Origin of the sequence: Pseudobutyrivibrio sp. 49, assembly GCF_900100545.1 — a bacterium.
Lineage (GTDB): Bacteria > Bacillota > Clostridia > Lachnospirales > Lachnospiraceae > Pseudobutyrivibrio.
Genome location: NZ_FNDP01000009.1, coordinates 22560 through 47605, shown reverse-complemented (window position 1 = coordinate 47605; position 25046 = coordinate 22560). Strand labels below are relative to the sequence as shown.

At 41.3% G+C, this 25046-nt stretch carries 22 protein-coding genes; all 22 read left to right on the top strand.

Annotated elements, in window-relative coordinates; translation table 11 throughout:
- Positions 1 to 47: 47 nt before the first annotated feature.
- The 22 genes from BLP54_RS09215 to BLP54_RS09110 all read left to right on the top strand — a co-directional run bounded on the left by BLP54_RS09215 (position 48) and on the right by BLP54_RS09110 (position 25019).
- Positions 48 to 587 (top strand): YqeG family HAD IIIA-type phosphatase, encoded by a 540-nt coding sequence (locus BLP54_RS09215; protein WP_090169028.1) that lies wholly within the window; start codon positions 48 to 50, stop codon positions 585 to 587.
- Positions 584 to 1030, top strand: coding sequence for a ribose 5-phosphate isomerase B (rpiB, locus tag BLP54_RS09210; RefSeq protein WP_090169026.1), 447 nt, complete (start codon positions 584 to 586; stop codon positions 1028 to 1030). Before BLP54_RS09215 ends, rpiB begins: the two co-directional genes overlap by 4 nt.
- A gap of 92 nt (positions 1031 to 1122) precedes the next feature.
- Complete coding sequence (gene tig, locus BLP54_RS09205; protein WP_090169025.1) at positions 1123 to 2466, top strand: trigger factor; 1344 nt, start codon at positions 1123 to 1125, stop codon at positions 2464 to 2466.
- Positions 2467 to 2610: 144 nt separating this feature from the next.
- Positions 2611 to 3195, top strand: a complete 585-nt coding sequence (gene clpP / locus BLP54_RS09200) for an ATP-dependent Clp endopeptidase proteolytic subunit ClpP (protein WP_090169022.1) — start codon at positions 2611 to 2613, stop codon at positions 3193 to 3195.
- Positions 3196 to 3248: 53 nt separating this feature from the next.
- Positions 3249 to 4538: an ATP-dependent Clp protease ATP-binding subunit ClpX gene (gene clpX, locus BLP54_RS09195; protein ID WP_090169019.1), complete on the top strand. Its 1290-nt coding sequence runs from the start codon at positions 3249 to 3251 to the stop codon at positions 4536 to 4538.
- Entirely contained in the window at positions 4538 to 5158 is a 621-nt protein-coding gene (gene yihA / locus BLP54_RS09190; protein ID WP_090169018.1) for a ribosome biogenesis GTP-binding protein YihA/YsxC, read from the top strand. Before clpX ends, yihA begins: the two co-directional genes overlap by 1 nt.
- Positions 5158 to 6153, top strand: a complete 996-nt coding sequence (locus BLP54_RS09185; protein WP_090169015.1) for a metal ABC transporter substrate-binding protein — start codon at positions 5158 to 5160, stop codon at positions 6151 to 6153. The genes yihA and BLP54_RS09185 overlap by 1 nt, the downstream gene beginning before the upstream one ends.
- A 330-nt stretch (positions 6154 to 6483) precedes the next feature.
- A complete protein-coding gene (locus BLP54_RS09180) occupies positions 6484 to 7245 on the top strand; it encodes a metal ABC transporter ATP-binding protein (protein ID WP_090169013.1) in 762 nt (253 codons plus the stop codon).
- On the top strand, positions 7238 to 8041 hold the full coding sequence (locus tag BLP54_RS09175) for a metal ABC transporter permease (RefSeq protein ID WP_090169012.1): 804 nt from the start codon (positions 7238 to 7240) through the stop codon (positions 8039 to 8041). The genes BLP54_RS09180 and BLP54_RS09175 overlap by 8 nt, the downstream gene beginning before the upstream one ends.
- 183 nt (positions 8042 to 8224) lie before the next feature.
- Positions 8225 to 9265, top strand: coding sequence for an ATP-binding protein (locus BLP54_RS09170; RefSeq protein ID WP_090169010.1), 1041 nt, complete (start codon positions 8225 to 8227; stop codon positions 9263 to 9265).
- 400 nt (positions 9266 to 9665) lie between these two features.
- A complete protein-coding gene (locus BLP54_RS09165; protein WP_090169008.1) occupies positions 9666 to 11162 on the top strand; it encodes a flagellin N-terminal helical domain-containing protein in 1497 nt (498 codons plus the stop codon).
- A 728-nt stretch (positions 11163 to 11890) separates the two neighbouring features.
- Positions 11891 to 13438: a flagellin N-terminal helical domain-containing protein gene (locus BLP54_RS09160; protein ID WP_090169006.1), complete on the top strand. Its 1548-nt coding sequence runs from the start codon at positions 11891 to 11893 to the stop codon at positions 13436 to 13438.
- Positions 13439 to 13835: 397 nt separating this feature from the next.
- Entirely contained in the window at positions 13836 to 15356 is a 1521-nt protein-coding gene (locus BLP54_RS09155; RefSeq protein ID WP_090169004.1) for a flagellin N-terminal helical domain-containing protein, read from the top strand.
- 193 nt (positions 15357 to 15549) lie between these two features.
- A complete protein-coding gene (locus tag BLP54_RS09150) occupies positions 15550 to 16074 on the top strand; it encodes an adenine phosphoribosyltransferase (RefSeq protein WP_090169002.1) in 525 nt (174 codons plus the stop codon).
- A 50-nt stretch (positions 16075 to 16124) separates the two neighbouring features.
- Complete coding sequence (tsaA, locus tag BLP54_RS09145; RefSeq protein WP_090169000.1) at positions 16125 to 16799, top strand: tRNA (N6-threonylcarbamoyladenosine(37)-N6)-methyltransferase TrmO; 675 nt, start codon at positions 16125 to 16127, stop codon at positions 16797 to 16799.
- 23 nt (positions 16800 to 16822) lie between these two features.
- The gene (locus BLP54_RS09140) at positions 16823 to 17395 is read left to right on the top strand and encodes a cytidylate kinase-like family protein (protein WP_090168998.1); all 573 of its coding nucleotides are present in this window, start codon (positions 16823 to 16825) and stop codon (positions 17393 to 17395) included.
- A 159-nt stretch (positions 17396 to 17554) separates the two neighbouring features.
- Positions 17555 to 19546, top strand: a complete 1992-nt coding sequence (locus BLP54_RS09135; RefSeq protein WP_090168996.1) for an oxidoreductase — start codon at positions 17555 to 17557, stop codon at positions 19544 to 19546.
- Positions 19547 to 19701: 155 nt separating this feature from the next.
- Positions 19702 to 20553 carry a LysR family transcriptional regulator gene (locus BLP54_RS09130; protein WP_090168994.1) on the top strand — a complete coding sequence of 284 codons (852 nt, stop codon included), beginning with the start codon at positions 19702 to 19704 and terminating at the stop codon, positions 20551 to 20553.
- A gap of 58 nt (positions 20554 to 20611) precedes the next feature.
- Positions 20612 to 22252: a glycoside hydrolase family 9 protein gene (locus tag BLP54_RS09125; protein ID WP_090168993.1), complete on the top strand. Its 1641-nt coding sequence runs from the start codon at positions 20612 to 20614 to the stop codon at positions 22250 to 22252.
- A 121-nt stretch (positions 22253 to 22373) separates the two neighbouring features.
- The gene (locus BLP54_RS09120; protein WP_090168991.1) at positions 22374 to 23186 is read left to right on the top strand and encodes a Cof-type HAD-IIB family hydrolase; all 813 of its coding nucleotides are present in this window, start codon (positions 22374 to 22376) and stop codon (positions 23184 to 23186) included.
- Positions 23187 to 23252: 66 nt separating this feature from the next.
- Positions 23253 to 23837 carry a hypothetical protein gene (locus tag BLP54_RS09115; protein WP_090168989.1) on the top strand — a complete coding sequence of 195 codons (585 nt, stop codon included), beginning with the start codon at positions 23253 to 23255 and terminating at the stop codon, positions 23835 to 23837.
- A gap of 117 nt (positions 23838 to 23954) precedes the next feature.
- On the top strand, positions 23955 to 25019 hold the full coding sequence (locus tag BLP54_RS09110; RefSeq protein ID WP_090168987.1) for an acyltransferase family protein: 1065 nt from the start codon (positions 23955 to 23957) through the stop codon (positions 25017 to 25019).
- The last annotated feature ends 27 nt before the right edge of the window (positions 25020 to 25046 follow it).

Here is a 25046-nt window from a genome sequence, read left to right as displayed (position 1 = left end):
CAGGGGCATGGTTTTCATGTCCCTGTTTTTGTGTTAAAATCGAGCCTATGAGTAAAAGAAATTTATATCCAAGAGACTATGTAGATAGTACTTATTCAATTGATTTTAAAAAGCTTTATGAGCAGGGCTACAGAGGAGTTATCTTTGATGTTGATAACACACTTGTCCCTCATAATGCCCCAGCAGATGACCGAGCAAAGGAATTTTTTAAGGAGCTTCACGAGATAGGCTTTCAGGCGTTGCTTCTATCTAATAATAAAGAGCCACGTGTAAAGACATTCAAGGAGGCTGTTACATATTGTTCTTACATCTACAAGGCAAATAAGCCATCGGCAAAAGGCTACCAGAAGGCTATGGAGCAGATGGGCACAGATGTCACCAACACTATCTTTGTAGGAGATCAGATTCTCACAGATGTGTGGGGAGCTAACCGTGCAGGCATCCGCTCAGTAATGGTTAAGCCAGTATTAAAATGGAAAGAGGAGCCTCAGATTATCCTAAAGCGCTTCCTCGAGGCGGTTATTTTGCTTGGCTATAGAATTTATAAATTATATGGAAAGGAAATAAATAAGGTACCTGTAAAATGAAAATCGTAATCGCTAACGACCACGCAGCACCAGAACTTAAATTTGAGATTAAGGAGTACATTGAGAGCCTCGGACATGAGGTAATCAACATCGGGACAGATTCAAAGGAAAGCTGCCACTACCCAGAGTACGGCGAGAAGGCAGCCAGAATGGTAGCAGCAGGAGAGGTTGATCTTGGAGTTCTCATCTGTGGAACAGGTGTAGGCATCTCCCTTGCAGCTAACAAGGTTAAGGGCATCCGCTGTGGTGTTTGCTCAGATACAGCTACAGCACGTCTTATCCGTCAGCACAACAACGCAAACATGATTGCTTTCGGAGCAAGAATTGTTGGCTCTGAGCTTGCAAAGGATATCGTAAAAAGCTTCTTAGAGGCTGAGTTTGAGGGCGGTGGACGTCACCAGACAAGAATCGATATGATTTCTGCTATTGAAAATAAAAATTAGTTCTGCTATAATTTTTTGGCATGTTTAAATGCGCAAATAATAGACCTTTAAGGTCGTACCTGATATATACATTAGAGGAGGAATATTAGTAAATGAACGTACAGGTAGAAAATCTTGAGAAGAACATGGCAAAGCTTACAGTCACAGTTGACGCAGCTGAGCTCGAGAAGGCTATTACAAAGGCATATAACAAGCAGAAGAACAGCATTTCTGTTCCTGGCTTTAGAAAGGGCAAGGTTCCTCAGCACATGATCGAGAAGATGTATGGTGCAGAGATTTTCTATGAGGACGCTGCTAATATTATTATGCAGGAGACATATCCACAGGCTTATGATGAGTCTAAGCTTGATATCGTTTCACAGCCACAGGTTGATATTACACAGCTTGAGAAGGGCAAGGATTTCATCTACACAGCTACAGTTGCTGTTAAGCCAGAAGTTAAGCTTGGTAAGTACAAGGGTGTATCTGTAACAAAGATCGATTCTAAGGTTACAGCTACAGAGGTTAACGATTCAATCAAGGCTGAGCTCGAGAGAGATGCTCGCATGGTTACAAAGAACGGTAAGGCTGCTAAGAACGATACAGCAGTTATCGATTTCGAAGGCTTCATCGATGGTGTAGCATTCGAAGGTGGAAAGGGTGAGAACTATGATCTCGTTCTTGGTTCTGGTTCATTCATTCCAGGTTTCGAGGATCAGCTCATCGGTCACAAGGCTGGCGAGGATGTAGATGTTGAGGTTACATTCCCAGAGACATACCAGGCTGAGGATCTTGCAGGAAAGCCAGCAGTATTCAAGTGCCACATCCACGAAGTAAAGAAGAAGGATGTTCCAAAGCTTGATGATGAGTATGTTTCAGATCATACAGAGTTCGAGACAGTAGACGAGTATAAGGCATCTGTTAAGGAGCGCCTTGAGAACAATAAGAAGGCAGAAGGCCGTCGTGCACAGGAAGATGAAGCTATCGCTAAGATCGTTGAGGATTCAGAGATGGAAATCCCAGACGCTATGCTTGATTACCAGGTAGAGAACATGATCAACGACTTCGCTAACAACATGGCACAGCAGGGTCTTTCACTTCAGCAGTACATGCAGTTTACAGGCATGACAATGGACGCTTTCCGTGATCAGGTTCGTCCAGATGCTCTTTCACGTACACAGTCTTCACTTGTACTTGAGGCAATCGCTAAGGCTGAGAAGATTGAGGCTACAGACGCTGATGTTGACGCTAAGCTTGAGGAGATGTCAAAGCAGTACGGCATGGAGCTTGAGCAGATCAAGAACCTTGTTGGTGAGAACGAGAAGGAGTCTATGAAGAAGGATATCGCTATCGAGAAGGCTATCGAGCTCATCATGGACAACGTTAAGGAAACAGCAAAGAAGAAGACTACAAAGAAGGCAGAGGCTGAGGCAACAGAGGCAGCTGACGCAGAATAATAGTCTATTTTGTAAAGTTTTTATTAACTTTTTGTAAAATCCGAGACAGAAGGTTTAAAAACCTCTATAATTAATAACGTAATTTAGCAATAGCCTGAGCGTAAGCTCGGGCTTAGCTTCTATTAAAGGAGGATACTTAAAACTATGGCAACAATACCTTATGTCATTGAACAAAATTCACGCGGAGAGCGTTCGTATGATATTTACTCTAGACTTTTAAAGGATCGTATCGTATTCCTTGGTGAGGAAGTTAACGAGGTTACTGCATCACTTGTAGTTGCTCAGCTTCTTTTCTTAGAGTCAGAGGATCCTAGCAAGGATATTCATCTTTACATCAACAGCCCAGGCGGTAGCGTTACTGCTGGTATGGCTATTTACGATACAATGCAGTACATCAAGCCTGATGTTTCTACGATCTGTATCGGTATGGCTGCATCTATGGGTGCATTCCTTCTTGCAGGTGGACAGAAGGGTAAGAGATTTGCACTTCCAAATGCAGAGGTTATGATTCACCAGCCACTTGGCGGCGCAAAGGGACAGGCTACAGAAATCGAGATCGCTGCTAAGAACATTTTAAAGACTAGAGAAAAGCTCAATCGTATGCTTGCTGCTAACACAGGTAAGGATTACGAGCAGGTTTGCATCGACACAGAGCGTGATCACTGGCTTGATGCTCAGGAAGCTCTTGATTATGGTCTTATTGATGAAATCATTACTAAAAAGAACTAAATAGCCGATAAATATATAGGGCTATTGTTTTTAAATTTATTTAAGAGGTAGTTATGTCAAGAAACGATGATAGAATTCGCTGCTCATTCTGCGGCAAGACACAAAATCAGGTTCGCAAGCTTATTGCAGGTCCTAATGGGGCGTTCATTTGTGATGAGTGCGTAGATATCTGCCAGGAGATTATTGTTGAAGAGCTTGAGGATTTTGCTCCAGCAGCTGACAACGATTCAATCGAAATCAACCTTCAGAAGCCAGAAGACATGAAGGCATTCCTTGATCAGTATGTTATTGGTCAGGATGAGGCTAAGAAGGTTCTTTCTGTTGCAGTGTACAATCATTACAAGCGAATCATGGCAAATCCAGACGACATCGATGTAGAGCTCCAGAAGAGTAATGTGCTTATGCTTGGACCTACAGGTTCAGGTAAGACACTTCTTGCTCAGACACTTGCCCGTGTACTTGGTGTTCCATTTGCTATCGCAGATGCTACTACTCTTACAGAGGCTGGTTATGTAGGTGAGGATGTTGAGAATATCCTTCTTAAGCTTATCCAGGCAGCAGAGTTCGATATAAAAAAGGCAGAAATCGGTATCGTTTATATCGATGAGATAGATAAGATTACAAAGAAGTCTGAGAACGTATCTATTACACGTGATGTTTCAGGTGAAGGCGTTCAGCAGGCACTTCTTAAGATTATCGAGGGTACAGTTGCAAATGTTCCACCACAGGGCGGACGTAAGCATCCACAGCAGGAGACTATTGCCATCGATACAAAGAACATTCTCTTCATTTGCGGTGGTGCATTTGAAGGTCTTGAGAAAATCATTTCTCAGCGTACTAATGTCAGCGCTATTGGTTTTGGTGCAGACGTTAAGGATAAAAACAATCAGAAGATTGACGAGCTTTTACAGCAGGCTCTTCCACAGGATTTCATTAAGTATGGTCTCATTCCTGAGTTCATCGGACGTGTGCCTATTAATGTATCCCTCAATGAGCTTACTGAAGAGGATATGATTCGTATCCTTAAGGAGCCAAAGAATTCTCTTACAAAGCAGTACCAGGCATTATTTAAGATGGATGGTGTAAAGCTTCACTTTGAGGATGAGGCACTTCGCGAAATCGCTAAGAAGTCAATCGAGAGAAAGACTGGAACCCGTGGTCTTCGTGCTATCGTTGAGTCAGTTATGATGGATTACATGTATCATGTTCCATCTGACGAGAGCATTACAGAGATCACAGTAACAAAAGAGATGGTAGATGCAAATCTTCTCCTTATCGATAAGGAAGCAGAGGATGAGGCAGCAGTCGTATCCATCGAGGATAAAAAGGAAAAGAGCGCATAATGGTTATCCGTTCATGTAATCTTGAAACAGTGTGCGGGCCTACATCCACACTTCCTAAGAACGATCTCCCAGAGGTTGCCTTCGCAGGTAAGTCAAATGTAGGCAAGTCATCACTCATAAATGCGGTTATGAACCGCAAGGCTTTAGCCAGAGTTTCAGCACAGCCGGGCAAAACTCAGACGATAAATTTCTACAATATTAATGACGAAATTTACGTAGTTGATTTGCCGGGCTATGGCTTTGCTAAGGCATCTGAGAAAGAGCGTGAAAGATGGGGTAAGATGATTGAAACATATCTCAACACCTCAGATATGATTCGCGCTGTTTTTCTGCTTGTGGATATTCGTCACGCACCATCTGCCAACGATAAGCAGATGTTTGAGTGGATGGATTATGTTGGCTACGATCCAATCGTTATCGCCACAAAGGCTGATAAGATTAAGAGAAGCCAGCTAGACAAGCAGATTAAGATCCTTCGCGAGGGCTTAGGTGCTGGAAAGGACACCATCATTGTACCTTTCTCATCTCAGACTAAGCAGGGATTAGACACTATCCAGGACTTCTTAGACCAAGTAATAGAAAACGAAGCATCTCTCACAGATGTGGATGACTTAGACTAATGAAAAAAAACAAATATATTTTTGTGCTGCTACTGCTAATCTCCATCACCGTGGTGTGCAGTATCGGCACATTTTTTTATGTAAAACTAAATAATGAACAGGTGGCAAAGGAGGATGAGATACTGGTAATGACCAGCTGTAATCCTGTATACATTGCCACTTTAAACCTTCTTGATGGAGTAGAAGGCTATAAGGTTCAGAATCTTTCACAGCCTACCACAGGTTGCCTTCACGATTACACCCTTACCACAGAGGACATGAAGAATCTGTCAAAGGCAGATGTGCTTATTGTAAATGGCGGGGGTATGGAAGGCTATCTTGATGATGTGGTGGCCGCATACCCAGACCTTAAGATTATAGATACCTATGAGGCTATAGAGCATTCAGATGGATTCATTGGTATGGACGAGTATTTGATAGAGGAAGATGAAGAGGAAAGCCATGAAGAAGAGGATGAGGTGTCTGAACACCATCACGATCATGGTGCCAACAGCCATATTTGGATGGATGACAGATTATATAAATGTCAGGTGGCTGCTATAGCCAATGAATTAATGGGGCCTAATCCAAATAGAGAAGAGACTCCTATTTCTAAGAACTTTTTCGAGTATAGCCATAAGCTTGAGAATGAAATAGACAAACAGGGATTAGATGTGGCAGTGGCAAATGAAGACGTTGCCATCCTTCATGAAGCATTTGCATATACAGCACAGTCTCTTGGAGCCAATGTAGTAGCAACTATGGACTTAGATGAAGAGCGCCAGGTCAGTGCAGGTGAAGTCAGCACATTCATTGATGAAATCAAAGAACATAATGTTAAGCTTGTCTTTGCAGAATATGACTATGGCAAATCTATGGGAGACCTCATCGAGGAGCAGACAGATGCGAAGGTAGTATACCTTGAGACATTGATGCATGGTAATTATTCTAAACAAGACTATATCAAAGTGATTAATGAGAATTACTCTAGAATAGATAATAGAATAAATAATTGACGGCTAAGAGTGTAGATGTTAATATTTATATGTAAAAAGTGCTACCGATAGACGGTTAGCCCTAATGAAACAGTTACTAAAAAATAGCCGCTTGTTTTCTCAGGACAGGGCGGCTATTTCTTTGTCTTAGTACTAATTACAAGAATTAGTGTTATGACAGATACTAACATGTCTACAAACATGAATAAATCACTATATGAGACCATTGGCATCACCCTCCTTTATACTCAGAGGGAAGAACCCTCTGGTGAGGGCTAACCGCCTACCGTAAATCGTAGCACCAAACCATAATATCGAATGCATGTTTTGGTGTCAAGGAGTATTTATGACATGAAAAAAATTATCCCATGTGGATTCCACTGTATTAAATTCAATAATTTAGGCGTAGCCTTCGGAGACCAGCAGGTACTGGAGAATATTAATCTACATGTGCACTGTGGTCAGATGACTGCTGTGGTAGGCCGTAATGGTGCAGGTAAGTCTACTTTGGTGCGTGCCATCCTAGGTGAGGTGCCATATACAGGTGAAATCCAGTTTAAGAATAAAATGAATAATAACATGCCAAGTCTTAAGATTGGCTATGTGCCTCAGACTGTTAATATAGATAGAAGCACACCACTTTCAGTGTATGATTTATTCCAATCCTTCACAGGCAAACTCCCAATTCTTCTTAATAGCAAGAAAGAGCATGAGCATGTCCGTGAAGCCTTAGCAGAGTTTGATGTGGCCGAGCTTATTGACCAGCCAGTAGGTACACTTTCAGGTGGACAGCTACAGAGAGTGCTTCTTGCTATGGCAGTGCATGATACCCCAAACCTTCTATTATTAGATGAACCAGTTTCAGGTATCGATAAGAATGGTATGAATGCCTTCTATGAAAAGATGAAATATCTGAAGGAGACACATGATCTTGCAATTATCCTTGTAAGTCATGACCTTGATTATGTATATAAGTATGCAGACAATGTCATCCTTATAGATAAGACAGTGGCAGCAGCAGGCCGTCCAAAGCTTGTGTACGAGACAGACGCATTCAAGAATGTATTTGGCAAGGGAGCAACAGGAGAAGTGGAGGTGAATGCAAATGTTTAACGAAATGTTTAGCTACGCCTTCATGATTAGAGCTACAATAGCTATCCTGCTTATTTCTCCATTGTTTGGAATGGTAGGTACCATGATTGTTCAAAAACGAATGGCATATTTCAGTGATGCACTTGGACATTCAGCACTTACTGGTATCGCAGCAGGTGTCATCATGGGCATAGCCAACACCACAGTGTCCATGATTATCTTTGGTGTTTGCTTCGCACTTCTTCTTAATTATATAAGTAGAAAGGGGCTCAGCTCATCAGATACACTTATCTCTGTTTTTGCAAGCTGTGCCACAGCCCTTGGTCTTGCAATCCTTTCAAGAGGCGGCAGTTTTAGCAACTACTCAGCAATACTTGTAGGTGATATATTATCAATCACCGTTACAGAGATTATTCAGCTTATAGTATTGTTCGCTGTAATCCTTATTTTCTGGTGTGTAAGTATCAACAGACTGACAGCTATCAGTATCCATGCCACTTTGGCAAAGAGCCGAAGCATGCAGGTGCGAGTAATGGAAGATGCTTTTGCGGTACTTATAGCACTTCTAGTAATGCTTAGCATTAAGTGGGTTGGAATCCTTCTTATTAATGCATTGCTTATCCTTCCAGCAGCCAGCAGCAGAAATATCTCTGAGAATTTTAGAGAGTATACCTACTTCTCTATGATATTCAGTATTTTCTCTGGCGTGGCAGGACTTTTTGTATCCTACTTCACAGATATGGCCACAGGCCCAATGATTGTAATCATAGCAAGTGTTATTTACTTTGCGACATATATATACGGCAAAGACCGTTAAAAGGAAGGCTTCCCAATGTGGAAGCCTTTTATGATGAATTATGATAAAAAATGCGAATTATGATTGATTATGATAATATTATCAAAAATTGGCAGTTTTATGATAGATTATGATAAAATATGCGTATTATGATAATTTATGATATAATATGCATATCAATAGAATTGGAGTTTGGAGGGAACTATGAAGAAGGATAACCCATTTACACTTACCTTTGGAAAGCAGCCAGGTGAATATATTTCTAGATATGAGAATACTGATACAATCATTAGCACATTCGAGGCAGACAATCCTATTAGTAATGCCTATTTGATAGAAGGTGTTAGAGGTAGTGGTAAGACTGTGCTTATGACTACTATTGCTAATATTCTTTCTGAGAAGACAGAATGGGTTGTTGTAGATCTTAATTCTACTCAGGACTTGGTTGAGGATTTTGCACAGAGATTAAGTGATGAATGTAGGAAAATCCCCAATTTGTTTAAGAATGGATTTAGTGTTTCTGCCGGTGGTATTAGTATAGGACTAAATGGAATAGGGCAGACACAGGATAATGTAGGTATTATAGATAGCATACTGGCATCATTGAAAAAGAAGAATAAGAAAGTTCTTATTACAATAGATGAGGCTATGCCTACAGAGAATATGAGACATTTTGCAAGCCAGTTTCAGATATACCTGAGAAAGGACTACCAGATTTTCCTATTGATGACAGGTTTATATGAAAATATTTATGCAATTCAGAATGACCCTGCATTAACATTTTTGCTTAGAACTCCTAAAATAAACATGGAACCGCTGAGCATACCACAGATTACCAAGCAATATAAATCAATTTTCAATCTTGAAATAGAGGATGCTCATAAGATGGCTATTGTTACTAAAGGGTATGCTTTCGCATTTCAGGCATTAGGAATGCTATATTATGAGTATAATGATAGCTTGGAATGGGACGAGATTTTATCTAAGCTAGATGATTTGTTAGATGATTTTGTTTACAAAAAGATATGGGAAGGCTTGTCAGAGAAAGATCGAGATCTTATAAGAGCAATTGGTTCAAAGGTTGCATCAGTTTCAGACATATGTGATGTGCTTCAAATTTCAAACACCAGCTTCCCTAGATATAAAGAGCGTCTGCTAAAAAAAGGAGTTATATCTGTGGCAGGCAGAGGATTGGTTGAACTTTCTTTGCCTAGATTTGCAGAAGTTGTTGAGTTATATCCATAAATATAATATTTAGAAAAGAGCGTCCATTTTGGAGGCTCTTTGTATTATATAACAACAAAATAAATGAATATGGTAAATTAAATATAACAAAACCTGATCTTGTCGTTATTTTTGAATGAAAGTTAACAGGCAATTTATGAACAATTAGTGAAAAGTCTGTTAATTTCAAAAAAAGGTGCTATTATAAGGTTACAGAAACGAGGAGAGATTTCTGTGCGTTAAAATTTTATAACGCAAAAGCAAAGACAGTATACCGCACGAGTACTGTTGGTTAGGTATTAACATTCAAGTCTTTTTGGAGATTCGGATTTGGGTGTTAATGTGAGGTTATTAACTGATGTGCTAGGCACATCAACCGGGAAAGGATTCTCGGACAGGTATCTACAAGGAGGTAGAGATTATGGTAGTACAACACAATATGCAGGCGTCAAATGCTTCAAGAATGCTTGGTATCACAGCAAGTAGTCAGGCAAAGTCAACAGAGAAGTTAGCATCTGGTTATAAGATTAACCGTGCAGCTGATGATGCAGCTGGTCTTTCAATTTCTGAAAAGATGCGCAAGCAGATTAGAGGGCTTTCTCAGGCGTCTACAAATGCACAGGATGGTGTATCTGCAGTGCAGACAGCTGAAGGTGCTCTTACAGAAGTTCATTCAATGCTTCAGAGAATGAATGAGCTTGCAGTTCAGGCTTCAAACGGAACAAACAGTGAGTCAGATCGTTCTTCTATCCAGGATGAAATTAATCAGCTTACAACTGAAATCGATCGTGTTGCTGAGACAACAAAGTTCAACGAGTCTTACTTATTAAAGGGTGACTACGGAACAAAGACAATCAAGATTGCAGCTCATGATGCAGGTCTTGCTGGAACACTTACTCAGAACACAGAGAGAGCAACTCTTACAATGAATGCTCTTGCTATGGGCGATTCAGTAACAATCGGTGGAACAAAGTACACTATTGGTGTTTCAGGGGCTGACGCTGATACTCAGCTTGCTAATGCTTTGGATGTACTTGGTACATCTTCAGGCGGTTTAAAGGATGGTGAAGTAATTAAGATTGATGGAAAGTCATTTACAATTAATACACAGAAGACAAATGCAGATACTTCTGAGGTAAAGGGCTCTGATCTTGGATTATTTGCTGGTAAGGGTTCTGAGATTGAGTACAATGGTAAGACAGTTAAGCTTTTCAGCAAACATACTAACGCAGGAGCAGATCCTGATACAGATGATAATGATTCTCAGCTTATTTCTGCAAAGCAGGCTTATACACTTATTCAGAACGAATTCAAGGCAGCTTCTAACATTGGAGCTACGACACAAGTATCTGATCTTAAGTTTAAGTTTGGCTCAGGTACAGCAGCAACATCAATTTCAGGTACAGATGTAAATGGAAAGAAACCATCAGAGGTTAGACCAACAGGTGCAAATGCTACACCTACAAAGGTAGAATTCTCACTTAAGAAGGGCGAAACAACTGTTCAGGAAGACCTTACATTCAACCTTCATGTTGGTTCTGATGCTGATATGACAAATAAGATTGGTGTTACAATTAGTGCTATGGATTCAGCAGCTCTTGGTATTAAGGGTGTTAATGTAGCTGATGCTACAGGTAAGGCTGCTACATACGCTATCGATGCAATCGCTGATGCTGTTTCTAAGGTATCTGCACAGAGATCTTCTCTTGGTGCTATCCAGAACAGACTTGAGCATACAATCGCTAACGTTGATAACGTAGTTGAGAACACTAACGCTTCTGAGTCACGTATCCGTGATACAGATATGGCTGAAGAAATGGTTAACTACAGCAAGAATAATATTCTTACACAGGCAGGTCAGGCAATGCTTGCACAGGCTAACCAGTCTACACAGGGAGTACTTTCTATCTTAGGGTAATGAAAGTTAATCTTGGGTAACTATTAACCAATTATATCGTGCGACTAGATAATAAAGCATAATTACAGGGGCTTCTTCCATTTGGAAGAGGCCCCTTTTTCTAATTAATAGGAAATTTCAAAGAAATCTCCTATTAATTAGAAAACATGCTTCGCATGTAAGATGTGTCTCGGCGGCAGAGGAATATAATTGCTTTCAGCAATTGCCGCCTCGCACTGCTGGAGTTTGCAAAGCAAACTCTATTAAAATAAATATTTTTTTAGAAATTTTTAAAATAGGGGTTAAGTTTATAACACTGTCTCCGATATATAAGGTGTACGGAAGAGAAATGGCTTAAAACTAACCCGATTTAGAATAGAAATAAAAAAGATTAAAAAAATTTCTAAAAGGGGTTAAGTAATAAAACCAATCTTCCGATAAAGCATATGTAAGGTGAAAGAAAAGGAATTCTTTACCTTCGAAAAATAATAATCCAATTTCAAATGAATTCGAAACAGGACATGGATGTTATGGATCGAAAGTAATCAAATTTATTTTCCAATCTCGCTTTACAACTAAATATGCAACTTGAAAAACTTGTACTAACTATACTAGATATTGTTTCGATATTCATAAACAGTATGCCGCGCGAGTACTGTTTTGGATATAAATGTAATTTGTTAACAATATGTGCATAGCACATCTTCCGGGAAAGGAATCCAGGAAGTATCTACAAGGAGGTAGAATTTATGGTAGTACAACACAACATGCAGGCAAGTAACGCTTCAAGAATGCTCGGTATCACATCCGGACAGCAGGCAAAGTCAACAGAGAAGTTAGCATCTGGTTATAAGATTAACCGTGCAGCAGATGACGCAGCTGGTCTTTCAATTTCTGAGAAAATGCGTAAGCAGATCAGAGGTCTTGATCAGGCATCTACAAACGCATCTGACGGTGTATCAGCTGTACAGACAGCTGAAGGTGCTTTAACAGAAGTTCACTCAATGCTTCAGAGAATGAACGAGTTGGCAGTACAGGCAGCTAACGGAACAAACAGTGAGTCTGATCGTTCTTCAATCCAGGACGAAATTAATCAGCTTACAACAGAAATCGATCGTGTTGCTGAGACAACAAAATTCAATGAAACTTACTTACTTAAGGGTGACTACGGCAAGAAGACAATCAAGATTGCAGCTCATGATGCAGGTCTTGCAGGAACTCTTACCCAGAACACAACAAAGGCTACATTTACAATGGATGCTCTTGCAATGGGTGATACCTACACAATCGGTGGTACAAAGTACACAATCGGTGTAGAAGGAAATAATCAGGCAGATCAGCTTAAGAATGCGCTTAAAGTTCTCGGAACAAAGGCTCAGGATTCTGATGAGACTACTGATACTAACATCAAGACATTATCAGTTGGCGAAGTAGTAAAGATTGATGGTAAGTCATTCACAATCGCTAATACTACTAATGCTGATACATCTGAGGTTAAGGCTACACAGCTTGGATTATTCGCAAGTATGGGCTCAACAATTGAGTACAACGGCAAGACAGTTAAGCTTTTCAACACAGCTACAGGCCCTGCAGCAGATAAGGGTGGCGTAGATGAGAAGGACGCAACACTTATCACAGCAGCAAAGGCTTATCAGCTTATAGCTAACGAGCTTCGCTCAGCATCTTCAATTGGTGCAGATAAGGTTATTAATCCTGCAAATGCTAAGTTTGGCACACAAGATATTACTGTATCAGATGCAACTACTTCAACTGGTACTGTTGATGCTAAGTTACCTTCACAGGTTAAGAATTATACTATTGGCACAACAACTACACCAGCTACAAAGGTTTCATTCACTCTTACAAAGGGCGAAGCTGAAGTACAGAATGACCTTACATTCAACCTTCATGTTGGTTCTGACGCTGATATGACAAACAAGATTGGCGTTACAATCACAGACATGAGCTCTGCATCACTTGGTATTCAGGGACTTAACGTAGCTGATGCTACAGGTAAAGCTGCTACATACGCTATCGATGCTATCGCTGACGCTGTTGCTAAGGTATCTGCACAGAGATCTTCACTCGGTGCTATCCAGAACAGATTAGAGCACACAATCGCTAACGTAGATAACGTAGTTGAGAATACAAATGCTTCTGAATCTCGTATCCGTGATACAGATATGGCAGAAGAGATGGTTAACTACAGCAAGAATAACATCCTCCAGCAGGCTGGTCAGGCAATGCTTGCTCAGGCTAACCAGGCTACACAGGGCGTACTTTCAATTCTTGGATAATAAATACATGAACATCTTAAGCATAGCTTAGGATTTATCCAAAATAATTGTTTCGCGCAGACTAGTTACCAACTAGTAAAATTGGGGCTCTCCGAAAGGAGAGCTCCTTTTTTGATGTGCGGACTAAAGTTTTTTCACACTCCTCCGATAAAAAAAGTAGATGAAACATTATTCATCATAATAAAATCGTAGCTTTAAAACTGAATAAGGCTATACTACTTAATTTCTTTCCTACTTGATAACCTGGGGTGGTTGGTCACACCTCTTGTTATATAGATACGGATGCAGCCTAAAGTATGTAGCATTCCATATCAGCGAAACTTTTAAAATTTTGTTATGCGTTCGTCGCATCTCTTATGAATGGAATCAGAAGAGTATCTACAAGGAGGTAGAAATTATGGTAGTACAACACAATATGCAGGCAGCTAATGCTTCAAGAATGTTAGGAATAACAACAAATGCTCAGTCTAAGTCTACTGAGAAACTTTCTTCAGGATTTAAGATCAACCGTGCAGCAGATGATGCAGCAGGTCTTTCAATTTCTGAAAAGATGCGTAAACAAATCAGAGGTCTTGACCAGGCGTCAACCAACGCGTCTGACGGTATCTCAGCAGTACAGACCGCCGAAGGTGCCCTCACAGAAGTGCACTCTATGTTACAGAGAATGAATGAGTTGGCAGTCCAGGCAGCAAACGGTACAAACTCTGAATCTGACCGTTCATCTATTCAGGATGAAATCCTTCAGTTAACAACAGAAATCGACCGTGTAGCTGAAACGACAAAGTTCAACGAGACCTATCTTCTCAAGGGGGATTACGGCACTAAGACTCAGGTAATCGCAGCTCATGACGCAGGTCTTGCCGGTACAATCACACAGAATACCACAACAGCCACATTTACTATCGATGCCCTTGCAATGGGTGATACAGTCACAATCGGTGGCGTTAAGTACACAATCGGTATTCAGGCAGACGAAGGCGCAACAGATTCAGTTGCAAGCCAGTTGGCTAATGCATTAACAGTTGTTGGAACATCAGCAGGACAGTTAAAAGATGGTGAAGTAGTAAAGATTGATGGAAAGTCATTTACAATTGCTTCTAAGACAAATGCTGATACATCAGAGGTTGCAGCTACAGAGCTTAACAAGTTTGCTAGTCAGGGTTCTACAATCGAGTACAATGGAAAGGTTGCAAAACTTTTCAGTACAGCAGATGGCACAGACCCTAAGGACGGTGTAGATGCAAAAGATGCTACACTTGTTACAGCAGCAAAGGCATATCAGCTTATGTCTAACGAGCTTAGAGCAGCTTCATCAATCGGTTGTGATGCAATCGTAGATCTTCCACAGGCTAGATTTGATACAAAAGAGTTCTACAATCCATCAACAACAAATCCAAACAACACAGATGCTAAGAAAGCTGTTAACGGCTTGAAGCCAACAATGGTTACAGGTGATAACCTGAAGAAGGTTGAGTTTGTATTGAAGAAGGGTACTGCAGTAGTTCAGAAGAGCTTATCATTCAATCTTCATGTTGGTTCTGACGCTGACATGACAAACAAGATTGGTGTAACAATTGACTCTATGACAGCTACAGCACTTGGTCTTCAGGGACTTAACGTAGGTGATGCAACCGGTAAGGCAGCAACATATGCGATTGACTGTATTGCAGATGCCCTTGCAAAGGTATCAGCACAGAGATCTGGTCTTGGTGCTATTCAAAACAGACTCGAGCACTCTATCGCAAATCTTGATAACGTAGTTGAGAACACAGAAGCTTCTGAATCTCGAATTCGTGATACAGATATGGCAGCAGAAATGGTTACATACAGCAAGAACAATATTCTTGCTCAGGCAGGCCAGTCAATGCTCGCACAGGCAAATCAGGCAACTCAGGGTGTTCTTTCATTACTTCAGTAATTAGCGTGGCCAAACGCAATAAGGTACTTTACGTACTATCCACAAAATTGGGGTCCTTCGGGACCCCGATTTTAATTTGCAAAAATTGCTATAAACCTATATAATTGATAAGGATAATATCTTTTTGTCCAACTATTGTTTGCACTTTCTAAATTGGAAAAATATGGTGCTATACAGTTAGAAGGAGTTTTAAATGAAAAAAGTAGAAGATTACGTAAGAACTATTCCGGATTTTCCAGAACCAGGTATTATGTTTAGAGATGTCACAACAGTTCTTCAGGACGCTGAGGGCTTCAAGCTCGCCATCGATGAGATGAAGAAGCTTCTTGATGGAGTTGATTTTGACGTTATAGCAGGAGCTGAGAGCCGTGGATTCATCTTCGGCGCACCACTTGCATACGCTATGGGCAAGCCATTTGTCCTTATCCGCAAGAAGGGTAAGCTCCCATGTGAGACAGTTGAGAAGTCTTATGACCTCGAGTACGGTTCAGCTACAATCGAGATGCATAAGGATTCAGTTAAGCCAGGACAGAAGGTTGTTGTAGTTGACGATCTTATCGCTACAGGCGGTACTATCGAGGCAGCTTGCGAGCTTATCGAGGAGCTTGGTGGCGAAGTTGCCAAGGTTGTATTCCTTATGGAGCTTGCTGGTCTTAACGGACGCGAGAAGCTTGCAAAGTATGATGTAGCTTCAGTTGTAACATACGAAGGAAAATAAATAAAAATTTTAGGCTTCCCATTGTGGGGAGCCTTTTTTATAATATAAATATGGAATTAACGCAGATTGCTCATATAAACACAGGATTTACACAAAAGTTTGGTATACCTAGACAAAGTGGATTAGTTGGTGAAATAGGCCACATTATCTTCGAACCAGAATTCAGAAATCCCACTTTCATCGATGGAATCACGGATTACGACTATCTGTGGCTCATCTGGGGATTTTCCAAGAATAAGCCCTTAGAGGGAGGCACAGTTCGTCCTCCTCGCCTAGGAGGGCAGAAGCATATGGGGGTCTTCGCCACCCGAGCACCATTTAGGCCAAATAATATCGGTCTTTCATCTGTGGAGCTCATAGAGGTTCAGGAGACAGAGGAGTTCGGCCCAGTCCTTGTGGTAAAGGGCGTGGATATGCTTGATGGCACACCAATCTACGATATAAAACCTTACATTCCTTATGCGGATGCTCATCCCGATGCCAGGGGAGGCTTTACAGATGAGCTTTCAAAGGAAGCACAGGTTAAGGTGGATTTTCCACAGGAGTTTTTACAGAAGCTTCCGGAGGAAATCAGAGAATCAGCAGTGGAGCTGTTAGGGCAGGATCCAAGAGCTGGCTATGACCGTGGAAAGCAGCGAGATTTTAGGCTTGCCTATCACGGATATGATATAGTATTTTTAGGTAAAGATGGGGAAATAACAGTTACTGATGTATTGAAAATTTGATTCAAATTAAGGAGGGGCTCATTATGTATGACTATATTGCCATTGAACGTACCTACGGTAGTGGTGGACACAAGATTGCTGAACAGCTTGCAAAGCGATTAAATTATCGCTTGTACGACCGCAGCGTAGTAGTTGAAACCTGTAAACGTATGGGGCTGGATTATGATGTGGTTTCAGGCATGGATGAGCAGAATCCTGTTAAGACATTCTTCAATGCTCCAGGAGATAATCCTTCCATGGAGGAGAAGATTTATGATACTCAGGTGTCTATTATTAAAGAGGCAGCTGAGCAGCCAGGCTGTATTTTTGTAGGCCGTGGCGCCAGCGAGATTCTTAAGGATAAAAAGATTCTTAAGGTATTCATTACAGCACGTGATTCATATCGCCGTGACCGTGCTAAGAATGTCGAGAAAATCGAGGAAAACAAAATCGATGAGACAATGAAGAAATTTGATAAGAAGCGTGAGAAATTCTTTACCACCCACGTAAATGGTGGAAAGTGGGGTTCTATCGAGTACTTCGATTTGATTATTGATTCCAGCGAGATTTCAGAGGATGGTGCAGTTGCAATGTTAGAGGCATTGGCAAAGGCTTAAGATTATTGGTTATAAAGGCTACTTCAGGAGACTGGAGTGGCCTTTTTTTATTGTGTTTGGACCTTGTAAAAATTTAGTTGTTGGTGGACAACTTTTTGTTGATGGTTATTATTTTTAGACAACGTTAAAATAATAACAAAGTAAAAGGAGGATTCAACAATGAAATACCAGGGACTTTTTGAGCCTATCAAGATTGGTAAGCTCGAAATCAAGAACCGTTACGCAATGGCTCCTATGGGACCTCTTGGTCTTGGAGATTGCGAAGGTGGATGGAATGACAGAGGTATCGACTACTACACAAGACGTGCTCAGGGTGGTATCGGTCTTATCATCACAGGTGTTACTTTCTCAGACACTGAGGTAGAGAAGCCTTCATTCCCAAACACACCAAACTCTACTTACAATCCAGTTCAGTTCGTAAGAACAAGCCGTGAGATGACAGAGCGCGTACACGCATACGGCTCAAAGATTTTCTTACAGATGTCAGGTGGATTTGGACGTGTTACTATTCCTACAAACTTAGGTGAGTTCCCACCAGTTTCAGCATCAGCTATTCCACACAGATGGCTTGATAAGACTTGCCGTCCACTTACAGTAGAAGAGATTCACGGAATCGTTGAGAGCTTCGGTAAGGGTGCTTACAATGCTAAGCGTGCAGGCTTCGATGGTGTTGAGATTCACGCTGTTCACGAGGGTTACCTTATCGATCAGTTCGCTATTTCATTCTTCAATCAGCGTACAGATGAGTACGGCGGAAGCTTAGAGAATAGACTTCGTTTTGCTAAGGAAATCCGTGAAGAAATCGCAAAGACTTGTGGTTGGGATTTCCCAGTTGCTATGAGATTTTCTCTTAAGTCTATGGTTAAGGACTTCCGTGAGGGAGCACTTCCAGGTGAAGAATTCGAAGAGAAGGGCCGTGATATCGAGGAAGGTATCGAGGCAGCAAAGCTCCTTGAGAAGTATGGTTATGATGCTCTTGATGTAGATGCAGGTACATACGATGCTTGGTGGTGGAATCACCCACCAATGTATATGGAGAAGGCTCCTTACAAGGAATTCGCTAAGATTACTAAGGAGCACGTTAACATCCCAGTTATCATGGCGGGTCGTGTTGACAATCCAGATACAGCGCTTGACTGCTTAAACAATGATATCTGCGATATGGTTTCACTTGGTCGTCCTACACTTGCAGATCCAGATATCGTAAACAAGATTCGTAGAGAGAATCTTAGCCAGATTCGTCCATGTATCAGCTGTCAGGAAGGCTGCATGGGTCGTATCCAGACATACTCACTTATCAACTGTGCGGTTAACCCACAGGCTGGTAAGGAAAGACTTAATCAGTACAACCCAATCGTTAAGAAGAAAAAGGTTCTTGTTGTTGGTGGCGGTGTCGCAGGTTGTGAGGCAGCACGTGTACTTGCAGAGAGAGGTCACGAGCCAGTTCTTTATGAGGCAACAGGTCGCCTCGGTGGTAACCTTATCCCTGGTGGTGCTCCAGCATTCAAGGAGGATGACATCGCTCTTGCTAAATGGTACGAGGATGAGATGGTTCGTCTTGGCGTAGAGGTTCACCTTAATACAAAGGCTACTGACAAGGAAATCCTTGATAAGCAGTTTGATGCAGTTATCCTTGCTACAGGTTCACGTCCAAAGATGTTCTCACTTGGCGATGATGAGAAGGTTTACTCAGCAGAGCAGGTACTTCTCGGCGAGAAGGAGACAGGCGACAATGTAGTAGTTGTTGGTGGCGGTCTTGTAGGTTGCGAGCTTGCACTTGATCTTGCTCAGAAGGGTAAGAAGGTTACAATCGTTGAGGCTCTTGAGAAGCTCATGGCTGTTAACGGACCTCTTTGCTCAGCTAACAAGGAAATGCTTGAGAAGCTTATCCCATTCAATGGTATCGATGTAGTTACAGGCGCTAAGGTTACTGAGTACAAAAACGGTGTACTTAAGGCTTCAGTTGGCGAAGATACTAAGGAATTAAATGCGGACAGTGTTGTTCTTTGCGTAGGCTACGCTAGCGAGAATACACTTTACAACCAGCACAAGAATGATGTGGACGAAATTTATCTTCTTGGCGATGCTAGACAGGTATCTAACATCATGTATGGTATCTGGGATGCATTCGAGGTTGCAAACCACATTTAATTACTTTTAACCCCAATTAATTACATAAAACCCTATACTGTTATATTATTTTTATAAAAAATCCCCCATTTTTATATAAAAAACTTATCTCCCCTATTAATATATATCCCGTCAGGTCCGTTGCCTGACGGGATTTTTTATATTAAAATTATCCTATGAATACGCGAAATTTTAAATGTTTCCAAACTGTATATGAGGAGAGAAATCTTCAGGTAGCTGCCAGTAAGCTTTTCATGTCTCCACAGGGCCTCAGCAAATTGATTAAAGGATTGGAGGAGGAGTGTGGTACTACGCTTTTCTCCAGAACAAAGGACGGCTTTATCCCTACAGAAAGTGGTAAGGTTTTCTACGAGAAATCCAAAATCATTACAAAGGATCTCAATGAAATGTTTTCCGCTATCGAGGCGGTGAACGACAGGGAAAAGCGTTTCAGAATGGGTTTTGCAGCGGGAACTATTCGTGCAATCAATATCCCTGCGGTAAATGATTTCATGAAGTCCAATCCAGAGATTGTGGCCAGCTGGGACGAGCAGGAAAATGGCACGGTGCTGAAGCGGGTTCTAAACGATGAGATTAACTGCGGCCTGGTGGTAGGAAAGCCAGAGGCTACAGGTCTTGTGACCAAGTTGATAAAGTCAGTTGAAATTGTGCTTTATGTTTATAAGGGGCACCGACTTTGGGACTGCGACCATGTGAACATTCGTGACATTAAGGACGAGCAGCTGATTTCCATGGGAGAGAAATACCGTATTTACCATGATGTGGTCAATGCCTGTCACATGAATAGCTTTAATCCTGAGATTATTGCCAGAGTAGGAGACGGTGTTACCCTTCACAGCCTTGTTAAGAACAAGATTGGCATCGGTATTTGTCCTAGATTCTTTGAAGATGATGAGGACATAAAGTCTGTTGCTATTAATGATGCCTACACCTGGGATGTGTACGGAATATACATGGAGAATTCGCCAGATGCGGGGCTGGCTAAGAGATTTTTACAGGAAATGTAATACAATATGTAATACAAAATGTAATACAACTAAAATAATTTAAGGGGGAATATTTGTAATGGAAAAGATATTTGTTAATCAGGTAGGCTTTTTGTCTGAAGGGGCGAAGAAGGCTGTCTTGAATTTTGATGCGCCAGAATTTAGACTTGTGGATGAGTCCGGAAAGTCAGTATTTGAAGGCAAGACCAGTCATTTTGGTACTGATGAGATTTCCGGTGAGGACACTTTTGTAGCGGATTTTAGTGGCTTCAGCGGACAGGGCAAATTCAAGGTGGAGGCAGATTCTGTAGCAAGTGCCACATTTGCCATTGGTGACAGCGTCTACGACAAGCTTATGCACGATATCTGCAAGTGCTTTTATTATCTTCGCTGTGGAGATGCTCTTGATAAGAAATATGCTGGGGAATATTATCACGAGCCTTGTCATCTTTCAAAAGCTACAGTTTATGGGGAGGATGTGGAGCCCGTTGATGTAACGGGTGGCTGGCATGATGCAGGTGATTATGGTCGCTATTCTACAGCTGGTGCAGTAGCAGTTGCCCATCTTTTATATGGCGTACGTTTCTTCAAGAATCTTCTCGATGTAAAGTTTGAGATTCCTGAGGAGAAGTGCGATAAGGGCACATTGCCAAACATCCTTGCAGAGGTAAAGGTGGAGTTGGATTTCCTTATGAAGATGCAGCGTGAGAACGGCAGCGTTTGGCACAAGGTTACCACATTTAGTCATGCCCCATTTATCATGCCAGAGGAGGATAAATCTGAGCTTTTCCTATTCAGCGTTTCATCTCTTGCAACTGCTGATATTGCTGCAGTATTTGCACTGGCTTATACAATATATAAGGATTATGATAAGGCTTATGCCGATTTGTTGATGGAGCGAGCATTAAAAGCTTATGCATGGCTTGAGGCAAATCCACAGGCTACATTATTCAAAAATGCCGAAGGCTCTAACACTGGCGAGTATCCTGAAAACGAGGACAACTCTAACAGATTCTGGGCTGCAGCAGCATTATTTGAAGCTACCGGAGAAAAGAAATATTATGATGAGGCTATGAAGCAGAAGCCACTTATCGAAGCATATGATAAGAGCGATGCTTTCAAGGAGTACACAGGAAACGTGTTCACATGCCTTGGATGGGGTGATGTGGCAGGTCTTGGCGCATTATCACTCATTCTTAAGAATGATGGCAGCGAGCTTTGCACATTTGCAAAGGAGTGCTTCGCAGGTGAGGCAGATAGACTTTGCAAGAATGCTAAGACAAACGGCTTTGGCTTATGCATGCTTAAGGAAAACTTCATCTGGGGCAGCAACATGGAGCTTTTGAAATATATGATGGTTCTAACTGTTGCTAACACATTAAAGCCAGAGGAGAGATTCGTAAATGCGATAACAGCTGGTCTGGATTATCTTCTTGGCTGTAACAGCATGGACGTAAGCTACGTTACAGGCAATGGCGAGAAGGCATACAAGAACCCACATCTTCGTCCAACAGCAGTAGATGACATTGAGGAGCCATGGCCAGGCCTTGTTTCTGGAGGTCCAAACACAGGTCTACAGGATGAGCAGGCTCAGAAGCTTCCAAAGGATACAGCTCCTATGAAATGCTATCTGGATCATGTGGACTGCTATTCTCTTAATGAGATTACCATCTACTGGAATTCACCACTTGTATTTGTAATGGCCGGACTATTAAAGTAATACTGATGATTCCATGAAAATAGTGGGAGCTTGCCTGATGGCAGGCTCCTTTTTTGGACAATTTTACTCGTGTTTTAGGGTGTAAAATGTGGACTAGATTTTTTATGGAAGGAATTAGTGTATGAATTATTCTGTAATAGCTCTTGATTTAGATGGCACACTTTTAAATAGCAAAAAGGAAATTAGTAAGCGAAATAAAGAAACAATTATGAAGGCAGCCAAGGCCGGAGCAAAGATTGTCCTCGCCTCTGGACGCCCAGTTCCTGGGGTTAAGAAAATTGCCCATGCACTTCGTTTGGAGGAAGTGGGAGGATACATTCTAGCCTACAATGGTGGCATGATTATCGATTGTAAGACTGGAGAGGTGATTCGTCGCGAGACAGTACCTACCGAGTTCTATCACACAATCGTTCAGATTGCCCACAAACATGGTGTTACACCACTTACATACGATGCAGAAGGAATCATCACTGACAATGCGGACCATGAGTACGTGCAGCTTGAAGCAAGAATCAACAACATCCCTGTAAAGGAAGTTTTCCATCTCAATGAGGTGGCAGCCCTTGACCCACCTGTAAAGTTTTTGATGGTGGGAGACCACAAGGTTTTGAAGCAGGCCGAGGCTGAGCTTAATGAAAAGTTAAAGGGTGAGGTAGAGGTGTTCTTCTCAGAGCCATTTTTCCTTGAAATTACTCCACGAGGAATCGAAAAGGCTTCTTCTTTGGAGCTTCTTTTGAATCGTATCGGTATGGAGCGAAAGCACCTCATGGCTTGTGGCGACGGTTTCAACGACATTCCTATGATGAGATATGCAGGTCTCGCTGTTGCCATGGAAAATGCCCAGGATGAGACAAAGGAATGGGCAGATTACGTTGCACCTTTAAATGATGAGGATGGCGTTGCAGTAGCAATAGAGAAATTTTGCTTAAGTTGACATCTCCTGAAAAGCGTGTTATAACTGTATTACTACAGTTAATACAGATAGTAAGGAGATTTTGAGATGAAAAAGAGATTTTTAGTAATGATGATGACAATGGTAATGGGCTTATCCATGGTAGCTTGTGGAAAGAGCAATGATGATTTCTACAATTCGAACTGTGGATGCGGCGTAGATTACGATTGTGATGACGATGGTGTTGTAGAAACAGGTCTTAAGGCAGAAGATGCACATACTGAAACTACTATAGATAGCGATGTGTTTGATATTCATATTTCAGTAATGGATGATGGTGATACAGTACTTGACAGACTTACAGAAGAGTTTGGTGACCCTACAAACACAGAGGTTAATGACAACTATCACACAGATACATTTGATGATATTTCAGTTACATACTGTGAGGAAGATGGTAAGAAGGAGCTCATTGAATTTAAGGTTATGTCTGACAGATACAAGACTAGCAAGGGAATCACAATCGGCTCTACAGTAGATGATGTAAATGCAGCTTATGGTGAAGCCTTATGTGAATATGATGAGGGTGATGAGCACTATATGAATTACTTCTACGATGATGGCTTCAGCATCTACTTCACATGCGCTAACGGTGAAGTAATCACATACCAGATCGTAATGGGTAGAGGCTAAGAGCAACTAAATTTAACTAAAAGAGTAAAATATGTAAGCTTCGCTTGGTAGACAGGCGAAGCTTTCTTTTTTATTATTAAGAAAAATGTTAAAATATTTAGCAAAGGTGGTAAAAATATGAGAAAGACATACTTAGATAATGTTCGTTGGATAACAGTAGTGCTAGTTGTCATATATCATGTTATTTACATATTCAACGGCGTAGTTGTACATGGAATCATCGGACCATTTAGTGAACATCAGCCACAGGATACATATCAGTATATCGTGTATCCATGGTTTATGTTTTTGCTTTTTGTGGTATCGGGCATGTCAGCTCGCTTCGAGCTGGGCAAACGAACAGAAAAAGAATTCATCAGAGTAAGGACAAGAAAACTTCTTGTGCCTTCCACAATCGGTCTTCTGGTCTTCGGCTGGGTTCTCGGCTATTACAACATGCTTATAAGCGGTGCATTTGATACTATGGGCAATGTACCAAAGCCGGTTCTTTTTCTGATAATGTCAGTCAGTGGATGTGGCGTTTTGTGGTACATCCAGATGCTTTGGATATTCAGCATGATTCTGGTATTGATTAGAAAGATTGAAAAGGACAGATTCTATAATATCTGTGGAAAGGCCAATCTTCTGATAGTCATGCTACTTGTCATCCCAGTATACGGAGCTGCCCAGATACTTAATACACCGATGATAGTGGTGTACAGATTTGGTATCTACGGACTGGGCTTTTTGATTGGCTATTTTGTACTGTCACATGATGTCGTGATGGATAGACTTGGCAATAACTGGCTGATATTAGGTATTCTCGCAGTTGTATCCTGCGTAGCCTTTGTGATTTTATACATAGGTCAGCCTTATGCAGATCATGTTGTCTTAGATACAATCATGTGCAACGTTTACACATGGTTTGGAACTATTGGCATACTTGCCTTCATGAAAAAATGGGGCAATTTCGAGAATGCCTTCACTAAGTGGATGTGCAAAAAATCCTGGGGCTTATATGTATTCCATTATCTGATGATAGCAGTCAGTGGATGGTATCTGCATACATTATGTCCGGACCTTGCACCTGTTATCGTATACCTGCTGGTTGCAATAGCAGCATTTGCAGGTTCATACCTTCTGTATGAGATTATTAGCAGCATACCTTTCATAAGATGGTGTGTTTTAGGAATAAAAAAGTAGAAGAGATAATGAGTTTTGCAGATAACT